The sequence below is a fragment of the Roseateles hydrophilus genome, assembly GCF_026712245.1.
Lineage (GTDB): Bacteria > Pseudomonadota > Gammaproteobacteria > Burkholderiales > Burkholderiaceae_C > Pelomonas > Pelomonas hydrophilus.
Genome location: NZ_JAPPUY010000002.1, coordinates 219324 through 234561, shown reverse-complemented (window position 1 = coordinate 234561; position 15238 = coordinate 219324). Strand labels below are relative to the sequence as shown.

Below are 15238 nucleotides of genomic sequence, written 5' to 3'. Positions count from 1 at the left end.
GCCGTCAGGGCGGCGCGGCGCGCACGCGCAGCCGTGTGCGCAGGTCGTCCAGCAGCGTGCGCGCCGGCAGCGACAGCGCGCGGTCCTGCCGCCACACCAGCACCCACTGCCGGCGCAGCGGAAAGCCCGCCACCGGCAGCACCACCAGCCCCTCGCTGGCCGGGTCGGCCGCCAGCGTATGGCGCGACAGCAGCGCCAGCCCCAGCCCCGCCCGCACCGCGTGCTTGATGGCCTCGTTGCTGCCCAGCGCCATGCGCGGCGGCCAGGCCATGCCGTGCTCGGCCAGCGCCTCCTCCAGCACGGCACGCGTGCCCGAGCCGGTCTCGCGCACCAGCAGCGGCTCGCTCGCCAGATCCTGAAGCCGCAGCCGGCGGCGCGCGGCCAGCGGGTGGTCCTGCGCGGCGATGAACACCAGCGGGTTCTCCAGAAAAGGCCAGCGCGCCAGCGGCAGGTGTGCGGGCGGCCGCATCATGGCGGCCAGTTCGTCGTCGCCACGCTCCAGCCGGGCCACGACCGCGTCGCGGTTCTCCACCGCCAGCTCGATGCGGATGCCCGGGTAGGCGCGGGCAAACGGGCCCAGCAGGTCGGGCAGGAAGTATTCGGTCGTCGTGACGGCCGCAATGCGCAGCCGCCCCTGGCGCAGGCCCTGCAGCGCGGCGGCATCTTCCTCGAAGCGCTGCCAGCGCGCGGCCATGTCGCGCACCGCCTCGGCCAGCTGCACAGCCACCGCCGTGGGCGCCAGGCCCCGGCCGTGCGGCTCGAACAGCACCAGGCCCAGGCTGGCCGCCAACTCCTTGAGCTGCGTGGAGACCGTGGGCTGCGCCAGGTGCAGGGCTCGCGCCGCGCGGCCCACGCCGCCCAGGCGCACCGTGGCCTCCAGGCTGCGCAGCTGCGGCCAGTTGGCCCGCCAGGCCTTCTCCAGCCCCGGGGGCGGCGCTTCATGCATTGGCATATCCGATGAATGGCATCGACATCCATCAATTGTGCAGAAGCCCCGGCCTGCGCATCATCGCGCCCCGCCATGCAGAACTTCCTCGATCCCGCCATCCTGTTCTTCGTCTTCGGCCTGCTGGCCGGCGCCGTCAAATCCAACCTCGAGATCCCCCAGCCCATCGCGCGCTTCCTGTCGCTGTACCTGCTGATGGCGCTGGGCCTGAAAGGCGGCTTCGCCCTCGCCAAGTCGGGCCTCACGGCCGAGGTGGCCGTCAGCCTGGGCTGCGCGCTGCTGCTGGCCGTCGTGGTGCCGGCCGTGGGCTATCTGCTGCTGAAGCGGCTGGTGTCGCGCTTCGACGCGGCGGCCATCGCAGCCACCTACGGCTCGGTCAGCGCCGTCACCTTCATCACCGCCACGCAATACCTGGGCAACCAGGACATCGCCTTCGGCGGCCACATGGCGGCGGCCATGGCGCTGATGGAGTCGCCAGCCATCATCATGGCCGTGGTGCTGGCCAACCTGGCCCGCCAGCGCGAGGGCAGCACGGCGCATTCGCACAGCCTCAAGGCCGTGCTGCATGAATCGCTGACCGATGGCGCGCAGCTGCTGCTGATCGGCGCCATGGCCGTGGGCCTGATCACCGGCGCCTCGGGCGAGGCCGCGATGCAGCCCTTCACCGGCGACCTGTTCAAGGGCATGCTCGCCTTCTTCCTGCTCGACATGGGCCTGCTGGCCGCGCGCAACGTGGGCTCGCTGCGCGGCGAGTCGCCCCGGCTGCTGGCCTACGCGCTGATCGCGCCGCCCGTGCATGCCGCGCTGGCGCTGGCGCTGGCCTCGGCCTGCGGCCTGTCGGTGGGCAATGGCGCGCTGCTGATGGTGCTGGCGGCCAGCGCGTCCTACATCGCCGTGCCGGCGGTGGTGCGCATCGCCATCCCCGAGGCGCGGCCGGCGCTGTACTTCGGCATGTCGCTGGGGCTGACCTTCCCGCTCAACATCCTGGTGGGCATCCCGGTCTACACGGCGGTGGCGCAGCGGGTGCTCTGACCCGCGCGGGCTCGCCGCCATCCCGCATCGGCAGGCCGCGGGGCGCATGTCCGCGGGGTGCCCCCAAACATGTGGGGTGGCCGCGTGGCGGGGCGCCGCGCCCAATCGCGGTCTGTCACGCCTCAGGAGACTTCCATGCGCCGCTCTCTCGCTGCTCTCGCGCTGCTTGCCGCAGGAACCGCCCACGCTGCCGCCGTCAGCATCTACACCGACCTGGCCACTTGGCAGGCCGCCCTCACCGGCGCCGTGCAGACGCAGGATTTCTCCGGCTACGCGGCAGGCACCAGCCTGTTCGGCGAGACGCTGCTGCCCGGCATGAGCTTGACGAGCAACACCCAGCGGCTCGAAGTCTTCGGCGTCGACCCGGCGGCTTTCGCGCTGGGCGGGCGCGACAACGGCAACGTCTATTACGAGGCCCAGTACGCGTTGCCCTACCGCGCCGTGGCGCTGGACATCGGCAGCTTCGAGTCCATCCCCGGCAACAGCAGCACGGCGGTCGATACCGGCCAGCTGCTGTTCACCTTCAGCGACGGCAGCACCGAACTGCTGGAGATCGCCGGCAACGCCACCGGCGCCAGCATCTTCGTTGGCGTTGTTGCCGACCGCGCCATCACCGGCTTCCGCTGGACCGAAGCCCACGAGGGCAGCGGCGGCAACGAAGAGACCACGCTGGACAACCTGCGCGTGGCCCTGCGCGGCGACGGCAACACCGTGCCCCTGCCCGGCACGCTGCCGCTGGCGGCGCTGGCGCTCGGGCTGCTGGCCCTGGGCCGGCGGCGCCGCTGACGCCCGCGTCAGCGCGGCGTGGCGGCGGGGTCGACCGCCGTGATGGGCGCCAGGTGTGGGAGCTCGTCGTCCGTCCATAGCCGCAGCCGGGCGACGAAGTGCTGGCCCGAGCCGTCCTCCAGCCCGAAGCTGCCGCTGTCACCGGGCGCCACGTCCAGCGTCATCTGCAGGCCGGCCAGGTAGTCGCACTGCGACACGCTGGCGTACACCGGCACGCCGCCGGCCTCGCCCAGGCGGCGGTCGCTCTCGCTCAGGCGCAGCTCCTGCACCGTGAAGCACAGCGGCGCGCTGCCCAGGCAGCAGCCGTGCGACTGGTAGAACAGGATGTCGCCATGCGCGGCGCGCAGCTCGGCAATGAGTTGCAGCGCCGCCGCGCTGGCCTGCACGCGGGGAATCGTCGGGCTCATGGGCGTAGGCATGGGCATGGGCTCAGACCGGGTCCAAGAAAAAAGGGGGCAGCTGTAGCCGCCCCCTGCCTGCTGGTCGCGGGTGGCGATCAGAAGAAGCCCAAGGCGTTCGGGCTGTAGCTCACCAGCAGGTTCTTGGTCTGCTGGTAGTGGTCGAGCATGGCCTTGTGGGTTTCGCGGCCGATGCCCGATTCCTTGTAGCCGCCGAACGCGGCATGGGCCGGGTAGGCGTGGTAGCAGTTCGTCCACACGCGGCCGGCCTGGATGGCACGGCCCAGGCGGTAGGCGCGGCTGCCGTCGCGCGTCCACACACCGGCACCCAGGCCATAGGGCGTGTCGTTGGCGATGGTCAGCGCCTCGGCCTCGGTCTTGAAGGTCGTCACCGCCAGCACCGGGCCGAAGATCTCCTCGCGGAAGATGCGCATCTGGTTGTGGCCCTGGAACAGCGTGGGCTGGATGTAGTAGCCGCCGGCCAGGTCACCGCCCAGCTGCGCGCGGCTGCCGCCAGCCAGCACCTTGGCGCCCTCGTCCTTGCCCAGCGCCAGATAGCTCTCGATCTTGTCCATCTGCATGGCCGAGGCCTGCGCGCCCATCATGGTGTCGGTGTCCAGCGGGTTGCCCTGCTTGATGGCCGCCACGCGCTTCAAGGCGCGGTCCATGAACTTGTCGAAGATGCTTTCCTGGATCAGCGCGCGGCTGGGGCAGGTGCACACCTCGCCCTGGTTGAACGCGAACAGCACCAGGCCCTCGATGGCCTTGTCGAGGAAGGCGTCGTCCTCGGCCATCACGTCGTCGAAGAACAGGTTGGGGCTCTTGCCGCCCAGCTCCAGCGTCGCCGGGATCAGGTTGCTGGCTGCCGCCTGCGCGATCACCTTGCCGGTGGCCGTGCTGCCCGTGAACGCGATCTTGGCGATGCGCTTGCTGTTGGCCAGCGGCATGCCGGCCTCGCGGCCGAAGCCGTTGACGATGTTCAGCACGCCCGGCGGCAGCAGGTCGGCGATCAGCTCGGTCAGGATCAGCAGGCTGATGGGCGTGCTCTCCGCGGGCTTGAGCACCACGCAGTTGCCGGCGCCCAGCGCGGGCGCCAGCTTCCAGGCCGCCATCAGGATGGGGAAGTTCCACGGAATGATCTGGCCCACCACGCCCAGCGGCTCGTGGAAGTGGTACGCGATGGTGTGGTGGTCGATCTCGCTGAGCGCGCCCTCCTGCGCCCGCACGCAGCCGGCGAAGTAGCGGAAGTGGTCCACCGCCAGCGGGATGTCGGCATTCAGCGTCTCGCGGATGGGCTTGCCGTTGTCCACGGTCTCGGCGTAGGCCAGCAGCTCCAGGTTGGCTTCCAGCCGGTCGGCAATCTTCAGCAGGATGTTGGCGCGCTCGGCCGGCGGCACGGCGGCCCAGCCGGCGGCGGCTGCATGGGCGGCGTCCAGCGCCCGCTCGATGTCCGCGGCGCCCGAGCGCGCGGCCTGGGTGTAGACCTTGCCGTTGATCGGCGAGATCACGTCGAAGTACTGGCCCTCCACGGGTGGCTGGAACTTGCCGCCGATGAAGTTGTCGTAACGGGGCTTGTAGGCGATCTTGGCGCCGGCTTGGCCGGGTGCGGCGTAAACGGTCATGGGGCTTGTCTCCGATGAAAAGGGCCCGGCTCGTGTTGGCCGGGCTGCCCCCGTCAGCGCAAAGCCCGTGCCAGCGCCGCTTGCGCCGCCGCGGGCTTGACGCGGCGCAAACCCGGGGCCGCCCGCGGCCGGACTGTCACGAAATGGCACACCTGCCCTGGCACATTGCGCCAATGCGGCACAAGCGCTTGACGCCGCGCGGCGTCAGGCTAGCGTCCGGCTCGCCGGGCATGCTGGCCCGGCACGCAGAGCGCCCTCCCGAGGCGCCGCACTGGAGACACCCCATGCCCGCATCCGAGGCTCCAACGCCGCCCGACCGCATCCGCCAGGCCCGCCGTCAGTGGCTGGACACCGGCACCGTCGCCAGCGGCCTGATCGCCGGCCCGCTGCAGGCCAGCTGGGCCCGCTGCCGCGACCACTACGGCCTCGCCCCCGAAGGCCGCCCGCAAGGCGCGCCCCACGCCAGCGCCGCCCAGCTGGCCCGCGCGCTGGAACACCGCCACACGCTGATGGCCCACGCCAAGCCCGTGATGGCCTTCCTGCACGACCAGGTGCAGGGCAGCGACAGCCTCGTGCTGCTGGCCGACGCCCACGGCCTGCTGCTGCACGCCAGCGGCGACGCCCCGTTTGCCGACCGCGCCGCCCGCGTCGCGCTGCGGCCCGGCGCCGTGTGGAGCGAGCAATGGCGCGGCACCAACGCCATCGGCACCGCGCTGGCCGAGGGCCAGCCGCTCGTCGTGCATGCCGGCGAGCACTACCTGTCGCGCAACGGCTTCCTCACCTGCGCCGCCGCCCCCATCGCCGACCCCGCAGGGCAGCTGCTCGGCGTGCTGGACATCTCCGGCGACCGCCGCGGCTACCACCGCCACACGCTGGCGCTGGCGCGCAGCGGCGCCCGCATGATCGAGCACCAGCTCTTTACCGCCCGCCACGCCGCCGGCCTGCACCTGCGGCTGCACCCGCAGGCCGAGGGCCTGGGCAGCGTCACCGAAGGCCTGCTGGCCGTCAGCGAAGACGGCTGGGTGACCGGCGCCAACACCGCCGCGCTGGAACTGCTGGGCCTGGCCCGCCGCGACATCGGCGCAGCCACCGTGGAGCGCGCACTGGGGCTGGACGTGCGCGCCCTGCTGGCCCAGGGCGCCGCGCCGCGCCTGCTGCCACGCGGCGGCGGCAGCGCCCCGCTGTGGCTGCGCGTGGAACGCGGCCTCACGCTGCGCCACACCGTGGCGCTGTCGACACCGGCCGTCACGCGCGCCGCGCCCCACACGCCCCCCACACCGCCCGCCGCCACCGACGCACTCGCCGCGCTGGACACCGGCGACGCCGCTTTCCACGCCACGCTGGCGCGCGCCCGCCGCGTGCTCGACAAGCCCGCCATCCCGCTGCTGCTGCACGGCGAGACGGGCACCGGCAAGGACGTGCTGGCCCGCGCGCTGCACGCCGGCAGCGCCCGGCGCAGCCAGCCCTTCGTCGCCGTCAACTGCGCGGCACTGCCCGAGACGCTGATCGAAGCCGAGCTCTTCGGCTACCGCCCCGGCGCCTTCACCGGCGCCAGCCGCCAGGGCGCGCCGGGCCGCATCCGCGAGGCCCACGGCGGCACGCTGTTCCTGGACGAGATCGGCGACATGCCGCTCGCCCTGCAGGCCCGGCTGCTGCGCGTGCTGGAGGCGCGGGAAGTGACGCCGCTGGGCGGCGGCGCGACGGTGGCGGTGGACTTCCGGCTGATCTGCGCCAGCCACCGCCGGCTGGCCGACGAAGTGGCCGCGGGCCGCTTCCGCGAAGACCTGTACTACCGGCTCAACGGCCTGACCCTGACCCTGCCGCCGCTGCGCGAGCGCAGTGACTTGCCCGCGCTGGTGGGTCGGCTCTTGCAGGCCGAGGCGCCGGAGCGGGCGCTGCGGGTGGATGAGGCGGTGATGGCGGAATTTGCGCGCCTGCGCTGGCCGGGGAATGTGCGGCAGCTGGCGAATGTGGTGAGGACCGGGGTGGCGCTGCTGGGGGATGGAGAAGAGGTCATCACGGCGGAGGAATTGCCGGATGACGTGCGGGCAGAGATGGCGGCGATGCCGGCGGACAGCCCGCGCGGCGCGAAGGTGTCAGGGCGCGGGGCGGGGGGCGAGGTGGCTGCGGTTGCCGCGCCGGCCGGCGATGCCGAGGGCGACGGGCCGGAGGATCTGCGGCGGCTGACAGACGCGCGAATCCGGGCGGTGTTGGCCGCGACGGGGGGGAATGTGTCGGAGGCGGCGAGGAGGTTGGGGATTAGCCGAAACACGCTGTACAGGCGCATCGCTTAGCGCGACGAACTGCGCTTGCCCCGCTCGATCCGCCCGAACGTCGACGTGAAAAATTACATAACGCACCGAACAAATCAGATGACTTGAAGCGTTAGCATCTGCGAGCGTCGCTAGTCGGCGTCGTCAGGCGAAAGTCTGAATCACCGTTCTTTGAAAATTTGCGAACTTGGGTAGAAAAGTCTAAGCCTTGCAAAAGGCGCCTTGTTTTCAAGGCTAGACCCGGATGCCCCGATTTCGGCCCTGCCCTCTCACGAGAAGGCGGAGAAGATCGAAACCGGTGTACACCGTTGTTGAGCGAATGTGCAGACACCTGACCACGAAGAGTCGTTATTTTCTACCTATCTCCGATGTTGAGTGAGCGAGCCGAGCACGCTGGTGTGCAAGGCGTAAACCCAAACTAAGGAGATAACGATGGCACGCAAGTCCAAAAAGTCAAGTTCGTCAAATTGCGGCAGGAATGCCGCTAAAAAGAACAACTCTGCCCAGCTTGAATGGGGCAAAGTTGTTGGTGGTGCTCTTCGAGGTATTCAAAGTCTCGCGAGTTGGTATCGACTCATTGAGGTTTTGAAAACTTTTCTTGATCAGAGTGATCTGTTCGGTTAAGTAGGTGTCTGTTTCTTTTATGCGCCCGGTTTACAACAGCAAACCCATTGGAAGCGTAGATTCGCTTGCCCGCGCACTCTTGCTTTCTACACAGCAGCTGAAAACATTAGCTGGCTCTGCCACGAGTCACTATCGCGAATTCGACATCCCAAAGCGAGATGGCTCTTTTCGCAAAGTAGCCGGCCCAACCCAAGAGCTGAAGACTGTCCAACGTAGAATTAACAGGCAGATTTTCGAGAACGTCAGCTTCCCGCCCTATCTGTACGGCAGCATAAAGGATAGGAACTATATCCACAATGCGCACTGCCACGCGCGTGCGCACGTGATCGTTGCGATGGATGTTCGAGACTTTTTTCCGTCCATCAAGCGCAATGCGGTAGTCGACATATTCAAGCACTTCTTCCATTTCTCGGATGCAGTTGCCCAAGTGCTTGCCGATCTGTGCACGAGAAATGGCGAGCTGCCACAAGGTGCTTGCACAAGCTCATACATCGCAAATCTCGCGCTCTACGATATCGAACATCGCTTCGTAAATAATCTGCGATATGAGGGGCTAACTTACAGCCGCCTTATCGATGATATCTCCATCTCTTCCACCCGACCATTGTCAGCTCGGCGAATTCAGTCATTGGTAGAGCAGGTAGCAGAGATGCTCAAGTGTCATGGCTTTGCGCCTAAGAGACGGAAAACGAAGGTTGCATCGCGCGAGAATCCGCATACACCCATGGAGGTGACCGGCCTCCAGTTGAATCTCGGTCAACCTCGTGTCAAAGGCGATGATCGAGCCAAGATCCGAACAGCCGTAAGGAAATGCATCCGGCTCGCCAAATTCGATAGGACAAGCAAAGAGTTTCACGACCTTCACAACCAGACTTCAGGTAAGGTCGCGATGTTGGCCCAGCTGAAACATGTTGAAGCCAAGAGGTACAGGAAAGTGCTGCGCCTTGCCGCGCCTCTCTATAGCCCCTCCGAAATCGCCAAAACAGAGAAAATTGTCAACTCCATTTGCCGAGTGACGCTAGGGAAGCGAGACAACGTCAGCTATATTGAACGCTATTATCAGGCTCGATACCGCGTTAATATCGTTTCGCGCACTAACGCCTCGCTTGCCGCAGAACTTCACGCCAAGCTGGGGCGTCACGCACCCACTTGCACCAAGGACGAGGCAATCTATGGATGAACGGCATACCGGAGTTATCCGTTGCTATTACCCTATCAAGGGCTTTGGGTTCATTCGTCGACCGAAAGGCAAGGACGTCTTCTTCTACAGACTGGACGCAGCCAGCGAAGATATTCTGTTCGACGGGGCACATGTTTCATTCGGCTTGAGAGACGAGCCTAAGGGCCCCCGCGCTATTCGTATCGAACGTACTGGCTAAGGAATCGATGCCGGCGCGGGTTGCACCTCGAGCCGAGTAGGACGGGCCTACCGACCGTCACCGGTGCTGGAGCGCAGGCTCGGGGTCAGCTCTCAAATCTAAACCCTTCGGTGAGGAAACCGCCTGGATTCACTCATGGCCGGTCCCAGCGCTTCGAGTTGCCCGATGCGCTGCTTGTTGGAGTCGCGAGCTCCGCCCAACTTACTGACCTGGTCCGACTCCAGCCCCCTCGCCCCCTTCTGCCCCCCCATGCCCCGCCACCTCAGCATCGCCGCCAAGCGCCTGTCCCTGAAGGAGCGCTTCAAGATCCGCGAGGAGCGCGGCGACGGCAGCGAGCCCGTGGAGCTGTACGACTGCACCTGGCGCTTCGCCTGGTTCCGCGAGGTGTGGGTGCTGACGGCCGCCAACGGGGCCGAGACGGTGATGCGGCGGCGCATCCTGAGCTGGGTGCCGCGGTGGGACATCAGCTCGCCGCTGGGCAGCTTCACGCTGTGCCAGCGCGTGTTCACGCTGCGGCGCACGCTGGTGGTGGAGGGCGGGCCGTTTGACGGCGCCACGTTGACCGGCAACCTCATCGACATGTCGTTCCGCGTGGAGCACCGCGGCCAGCTGCTGGCCACGGCGCAGGGCCAATGGCTGACGTTGCGCAACCGCCACGTCGTGGAGCTGCTGAGCGATGACCCCGCCGTGGAGGCGCTGGTGGCCCTGCTGATGGCACGGCTGATGATCGACCAGTCGGCCGAAAGTCAGGCCTCGGGCCCCGGCGCGGGCGACTGACGCGGGGCCGGCAGGCGGGGCTCACGCCGATGCACACCGCGCCGCCCGGGCTGACTACACTCAGTCAACGCGTCAGCGCTCCCGGACCGACAGGTGATGACCATCCCCGTCCTGCTCGTCGATGACAGTGAGTTCGATCGCATGTACACGCGCATCGTGCTCGGCCGCACGGGCCTGCCCTGGGCGGTGCAGGAGTGCGAGTGCGGCGCCGAGGGGCTGAACGCCATCACGCAGGCGCCCGGGCACATCGCCCTTGTGCTGCTGGACCTCAACATGCCGGGCATGGACGGCTTCGAGTTCATCGACGCCTTCGAGCGCCTGCCCCCCGCCGTGCGGGCCGGGACGGAGATCGTTGTGCTCAGCAGCTCGCCACTGGACACCGAGCGTCAGCGCGCGCTGGCCCACCCGGTGGTGAAGGACTACCTCGTCAAGCCGCTGACGCTGCCCCAAGCGCAGCACCTGGGGCAGCCGCCACGGCTGGCTGAAGCATGACGGTCCGGCCCTGGCCCCTGCACGCAGCAGCACGGGCGCTGCTGGTGGCGCTGACTGCCCTGCTGCCGGCCCTGGTGCCGCCGGCCCGCGCCGCCAACGCCGCGGCGGACGCCGAGCCGCTGACGGTGCGCTTTGCGCCCGAGCGCGATTACGGCCCCTTCGTCTTTGCCGACGAGCAGGGGCGCGTGCAGGGCCTGTCGGTCGACCTGCTGGCGCGCCTGGCGCCCGCGGCGGGGCTGCGGCTGCAGACGCTGCCGCCCGCGCCGCTGGCCGAGCAGCTGGCGCTGCTGCGGGCGGGCGGGGCGGATCTGGTGTCGTCGCTGCGCCCCACGCCGGAGCGGGCCGAGTACCTGGCCTTCACACGGCCGTATGTGACCGTGCCGGCCATCCTGGTGGTGCGCGCCGGGGCGGGCGCCGTGCTGCCGGGCATGGACGGCCAGGCCCGCCTGCTGGGGCTGGCGGGCCGGCCGGTGGCGGTGGGCGCGGGCTATGCGGTGGAGGGCTTTGCCCGCGCGCGCTTCCCGCAGGTGCGCTGGGAGGCGGTGCCCGACGACGTGCAGGCGCTGCGCGGCGTGCGCGAGGGGCGCTTCGACGCCGCCGTGGTGGACGCCGCCAGCGCCGCCTTCATCACGCAGCGCCATGGGCTGGGCGAGCTCGGCGCGGCCGGCCCCATCGGCTTTGACTACGCGCTCAGCCTGGCCGTGCCCAAGGCCCGGGCCGACCTGGTGGAGCGGCTGGACGACGCGATTGCCGCGCTGCCGCTGCAGGCCCGCAGCGAGATCCAGCAGCGCTGGATGGGCCCGCTGCATGGCAGCGCGCTGATGCAGCCGCGCTGGCACCGCCTGGTGGGCTGGGCGGCCGTGTGGCTGGGCGCGGCCGGGCTGCTGATGGCCTGGCTGCTGTGGCGTCGGCGGCGGCGGCACGCGGCCCGCGACACCGGCCCGTCCACGCTGACATGACGGCCGCCACCCCGCCCCGCCACCTCGACACCACGCACGGCAGCCCACCGCCCGCCTCGTGGCTGGCGCTGCAGCCGCTGCTGCCCACCGCCGCCGGCCTGGCCCTGGCCTACACGGTGGCGGCCGTGCTGTCGCTGGAGCTGTCGCGCCAGCCGGGCAGCGTGGCGTCCATCTGGTATGCCAACGCGCTGGCCGTGGCGACGCTGGCGCACCGGCCCCGGCGCGACTGGCCGGCACTGCTGGCGGCCGTCACGCTGGCGATTGCCACGGCGAATGCGCTGTGGGGAGACCAGCTGCTGCTGGCGCTGTCCTTCACGCCGGCCAACCTGGCCGAGGTGAGCCTGGCGGCGGCCGGGCTGCGGCGCGCAGGCCTGCACCGCAGCGGCATCGGCTCGGCCACCACGCTGGGCTGGGCCTTGCTGATGGCGGCGCTGGCGGCGCCCGTGGTCAGCGCCACGGTGGCGCTGCTGACGGTGGGGCCGCTCATCGGCCAGGGCTTCACCGGGCTGTGGCTGCCCTGGCTGGAGGGCGGCGCCATCGGTGCGCTGTCCACGCTGCCACTGGCACTGCTGCTGGCCAGCGAAGGGCCGCAGGCATTGCGGCGGCTGGCGGGCAATGCGCTGGCCTGGGCGCTGCTGTGCGCCGCCGTGGGCGCCACGCTGCTGGCCGCGGCCTACCTGCCCTACCCCATGGTGTTCATCACGCTGCCGCTGGTGACGGCGGCGGTCGTGCTGCCGCTGAGCGGCGCCTATCTGCTGACGCTGGCGGTCTCCATCGCGCTGGCCGCCGCGCTGGGCAGTGGCCTGCTGCCGGCGCCGCCGCTGAGCGCCGCGTGGCAGCAGGTGTTCATCTACATCGCCTTCGCCGCTGCATTGCTGCCGGGGCATTTGCTGGCTGCCACGCTGCATGAGCTGCGGCGCAGCCAGCAGCGCCTGGCCCAGCACGGTGAGGCACTGCGGCGCGCCAATGAAGGGCTGGAGCAGTTCGTGCACTTCGCCGCCCACGACCTGCGCGAGCCGCTCAACACCATTGCCGGCTTTGGCAGCCTGCTGCGCGAGGAATCCCAGCCGCTGGACGACGCGGCCCGCCAGCACCTCGCGCTGATGCTGCGCGGCACTGAGCGCATGCGCAGCCTGCTGGACGACATGCTGGCCTTTGCCCGGCTGCAGCAGCACGAGGCGCCCACGATGGGCCGGGTTGACCTGGACGAGACGCTGCAGTCCGCCCGCGACGCGCTGGCCGCGCAGATCGCGAACAGCGACGCCCGCATCACCACCACGCCGCTGGGCCAGGTGCACGGCCACGCGGCCATGTTGCAGACGCTGCTGCAGAACCTGCTGAGCAATGCGCTGAAGTTCGTGAACGCCGGGGAGGCGCCGCAGGTGGCGTTCAGCGCCTTCGACGACGGGCCGATGCGCGTGCTGCAGGTGCGCGACCACGGCATCGGCATCAGCGCCGACGCGGCCACCCGGCTGTTCAAGCCCTTCCAGCGCCTGCACACCCGGCGCCGCTACGAGGGCTCGGGCCTGGGCCTGGCGCTGGCGCGCCGCATCGTGGAGGTGCACGGCGGCAGCATCAGCGTCGCCCCGGCCGAGGGCGGGGGCAGCTGCTTCACGGTGCGCTTGCCGAAGGCGGCGGGCGAGGGCGGCTGAAGGTCCGTGTGGCCCGGCTTCGCCGGTCGCCACACGGATAGCGGGGTTACGCTTTTGACAGCTCAGAACGCACCATCTCAACACCTCGAACCGCCATGGAAGACGAACGTTTCATCTGCTGGTCCACGCTGCTGCGCGAAGAATGGGAGCGCCAATTGCCTGAGGAGATGCGCAAGCCCGAGTTTTGGCTCGACCACGGTTGGCGCCTGGACTCGCGCCTGGCGCGCATCCTGACCGCCTGGGTTGAGCGCGAGCCAGCTCAGGTGTGGCGCAGCGCCGCCATCGCCGTGATGAACGCCATGGCCGCAGACGCTCGAGACGCGAGAGACACTGACAAGCTGCTGAGCACCGGCGGCTGACGTTGGCTCAAGCGGCCAACATGCGCTGCGCTTCTATTGGCTCGCCTCGCGACAACCGCACACACCGCCCCCCGGGATCCCGATCTGTCCATGCTCATCTCAACGTCAACCCAACGCGTTCTAAGCGCCATCCTGGCCGGCACCTTCTACGGGTTGGCGCTGCGAACCGGTTTTGAATGGGCCCAGCCACTGCCATTCGTGGAGATCATCTCGACGGCGTTCCTCGTGGTCTGCCCGCTGTCCGTCGGAGCGATCGCCGTACTGTGGGGTGCAGGCACGGCGCACGTCTCGGTGCGCACCCAGCTGGGTGTGTCGGTCGCAGCGATGTCCTTGTTTCTCATCGCCATGTTCATCACCCTGCTGGAGGGGCTGATCTGCCTGGTGCTGGTGGCACCCGTGTTTTACGTGGCTGCCATGGTGGGTGGACTGGCGGCAGGATGGACGCACAACCGCCTGCGAGCTCGGACGTCCACGCTGTCCGCGTTTGCCTTGCTGCCCCTGCTGATGGCGCCCGTAGACGGCCTCTCGCCGCCACAAACACACATCCAGAGCGTGACGAACACCATCCACATTGCTGCAACACCGGAGCAAGTCTTCGCCCGCCTGGCCGAGGTGCGCGACATCCGCCCTGATGAGCTCGGCTTCAGCTTCGTGCACTCGATTGGTTTGCCCAGGCCCATCCAGGCCGCGATGGACGGCAGCGGCCCTGGTGCTGTTCGCACCAGCCGGTGGGAGAAGAACGTCTGGTTCCAGGAGGTCATCACGCAGTGGCAGGCGCCGTCGGTCATGCACTGGAAGTTCGTGATTCCGCGCGGCGCCATCCCGCGCGATGCGCTGGACCGCCACGTCGAGGTGGGCGGTGACTATTTCGACCTGATCGATGGCGGCTATGAAGTCGCCCCCAACCCGGCAGGCGGCTCGACGCTCAGCCTGACCACGCGCTTTGTCAACAAATCCCGGTTGCAGCTCTACGGCAACGTTTGGGGCAGGCTGGTCTTGCAGGACTTTCACCGGTCCATCCTTGGACTCATGAAACATCGGGCCGAGGCCTAGCTGCTGAGCGACTGCCACTCAAGCGGAGCCCACCGCAGCACAGGGTCTTGCTCGCCGCGCCGTGCAACACCCCGAACCTGCCGACACCATCCACCGCTTGCAACGCTGCTTCACGCAATGCCGTCGCCTGATCCCGCGATCGTTGTCTGCCCACTGTGCGAGCGCCCCATCCCGCCCGCGCAGCGCGACGCCCACCACCTCGTGCCCAAGTGCAAGGGCGGCCGGCACACGGAGTTCCTGCACCGGGTGTGCCATCGCCAGATTCATGCGCTGCTCACCGAGACCGAACTCGCGCGCCAGTACGCCACCGTGGACGCATTGCTGGCGCACCCGGAGATCCGGCGCTTTGTGAGCTGGGTGCAGCGCAAGCCGGATGACTTCTTCGTTGCCACGCGCAAGAGCGCCCGGGTGCGGCGGCGCTGACGCGCGATGCGCCACACTGCACCGCACGGCACCACCGTGCGCCACACGTTCCCACCCTTTCCCACTGCCCACCACCGCCCCATGCCCAAGGCCTACTGGATTGCCCGCGTCGATGTCTCCGACGCCGAGACCTACAAGCTCTACGCGCAACGCAACAACGCGGTGTTCGCGAAGTTCGGCGGCCGCTTCCTGGTGCGCGCGGGGCAGTTCGAGAACCCCGAGGGCAGCAGCCGCGGCCGCAACGTGGTGATCGAGTTCCCGAACTACGAGGTGGCGCTGGCCTGCTACCGCTCGCCGGAGTACGCCGCCCAGATCGCGCTGCGCCGCCCGGCCGCTGAGGCAGACGTGGTCATCGTCGAAGGCTACGACGGCCCGCAGCCCGGCGAAGCCTGACGGCGGCGGCCCCGGCAGCGCCGTCACAGCAGCCTGCTCCCGGCGCGCGCAATCCGTGAGTTTTTGGGCA

Annotated in this window: 17 protein-coding genes; 14 read left to right on the top strand and 3 right to left on the bottom strand. The window is 69.0% G+C overall.

The annotated features are described in order from the left end of the window. Positions 1-4 precede the first annotated feature (4 nt). Complete coding sequence (locus NYO99_RS08265; protein ID WP_268166689.1) at positions 5-946, bottom strand: LysR family transcriptional regulator; 942 nt, start codon at positions 944-946, stop codon at positions 5-7. Positions 947-1021: 75 nt separating this feature from the next. On the opposite strand from NYO99_RS08265, the gene NYO99_RS08260 reads away from it, so the two are divergent. Beyond that, positions 1022-1978, top strand: a complete 957-nt coding sequence (locus tag NYO99_RS08260) for a sodium-dependent bicarbonate transport family permease (RefSeq protein ID WP_268166688.1) — start codon at positions 1022-1024, stop codon at positions 1976-1978. A gap of 135 nt (positions 1979-2113) precedes the next feature. Further along, positions 2114-2764, top strand: coding sequence for a PEP-CTERM sorting domain-containing protein (locus NYO99_RS08255; RefSeq protein WP_268166687.1), 651 nt, complete (start codon positions 2114-2116; stop codon positions 2762-2764). 8 nt (positions 2765-2772) lie between these two features. Here the strand turns inward: NYO99_RS08255 and NYO99_RS08250 are convergent, their stop codons facing one another. Together NYO99_RS08250 and exaC are read right to left on the bottom strand one after the other, a co-directional pair. Further along, positions 2773-3183 carry a DUF779 domain-containing protein gene (locus tag NYO99_RS08250; protein WP_268166686.1) on the bottom strand — a complete coding sequence of 137 codons (411 nt, stop codon included), beginning with the start codon at positions 3181-3183 and terminating at the stop codon, positions 2773-2775. 77 nt (positions 3184-3260) lie between these two features. Then, positions 3261-4784 (bottom strand): acetaldehyde dehydrogenase ExaC, encoded by a 1524-nt coding sequence (exaC, locus tag NYO99_RS08245; RefSeq protein WP_268166685.1) that lies wholly within the window; start codon positions 4782-4784, stop codon positions 3261-3263. Positions 4785-5068: 284 nt separating this feature from the next. Between exaC and NYO99_RS08240 the strand changes: the two genes are divergently transcribed. The 12 genes from NYO99_RS08240 to NYO99_RS08190 all read left to right on the top strand — a co-directional run bounded on the left by NYO99_RS08240 (position 5069) and on the right by NYO99_RS08190 (position 15168). Further along, on the top strand, positions 5069-7078 hold the full coding sequence (locus NYO99_RS08240; protein WP_268166684.1) for a sigma-54-dependent Fis family transcriptional regulator: 2010 nt from the start codon (positions 5069-5071) through the stop codon (positions 7076-7078). Positions 7079-7489: 411 nt separating this feature from the next. Beyond that, positions 7490-7681 (top strand): hypothetical protein, encoded by a 192-nt coding sequence (locus NYO99_RS08235; protein ID WP_268166683.1) that lies wholly within the window; start codon positions 7490-7492, stop codon positions 7679-7681. 4 nt (positions 7682-7685) lie between these two features. Then, positions 7686-8861 carry a reverse transcriptase family protein gene (locus NYO99_RS08230; RefSeq protein WP_268166682.1) on the top strand — a complete coding sequence of 392 codons (1176 nt, stop codon included), beginning with the start codon at positions 7686-7688 and terminating at the stop codon, positions 8859-8861. Further along, positions 8854-9060: a retron Se72 family effector protein gene (locus NYO99_RS21365; protein ID WP_422395482.1), complete on the top strand. Its 207-nt coding sequence runs from the start codon at positions 8854-8856 to the stop codon at positions 9058-9060. Before NYO99_RS08230 ends, NYO99_RS21365 begins: the two co-directional genes overlap by 8 nt. Positions 9061-9309: 249 nt before the next feature. Then, a complete protein-coding gene (locus tag NYO99_RS08225) occupies positions 9310-9837 on the top strand; it encodes an LURP-one-related/scramblase family protein (RefSeq protein WP_268166681.1) in 528 nt (175 codons plus the stop codon). 96 nt (positions 9838-9933) lie between these two features. Next, the gene (locus NYO99_RS08220) at positions 9934-10329 is read left to right on the top strand and encodes a response regulator (RefSeq protein ID WP_268166680.1); all 396 of its coding nucleotides are present in this window, start codon (positions 9934-9936) and stop codon (positions 10327-10329) included. Then, a complete protein-coding gene (locus NYO99_RS08215; protein ID WP_268166679.1) occupies positions 10326-11288 on the top strand; it encodes a transporter substrate-binding domain-containing protein in 963 nt (320 codons plus the stop codon). The genes NYO99_RS08220 and NYO99_RS08215 overlap by 4 nt, the downstream gene beginning before the upstream one ends. Continuing rightward, a complete protein-coding gene (locus NYO99_RS08210; RefSeq protein ID WP_268166678.1) occupies positions 11285-12940 on the top strand; it encodes a sensor histidine kinase in 1656 nt (551 codons plus the stop codon). The genes NYO99_RS08215 and NYO99_RS08210 overlap by 4 nt, the downstream gene beginning before the upstream one ends. 95 nt (positions 12941-13035) lie before the next feature. Then, positions 13036-13299: a hypothetical protein gene (locus NYO99_RS08205; protein ID WP_268166677.1), complete on the top strand. Its 264-nt coding sequence runs from the start codon at positions 13036-13038 to the stop codon at positions 13297-13299. A gap of 90 nt (positions 13300-13389) precedes the next feature. After that, entirely contained in the window at positions 13390-14352 is a 963-nt protein-coding gene (locus NYO99_RS08200) for an SRPBCC family protein (protein ID WP_268166676.1), read from the top strand. Positions 14353-14469: 117 nt separating this feature from the next. Continuing rightward, positions 14470-14775: an HNH endonuclease gene (locus NYO99_RS08195; RefSeq protein WP_268166675.1), complete on the top strand. Its 306-nt coding sequence runs from the start codon at positions 14470-14472 to the stop codon at positions 14773-14775. 81 nt (positions 14776-14856) lie between these two features. Next, entirely contained in the window at positions 14857-15168 is a 312-nt protein-coding gene (locus tag NYO99_RS08190) for a DUF1330 domain-containing protein (protein ID WP_268166674.1), read from the top strand. Positions 15169-15238 lie beyond the last annotated feature (70 nt).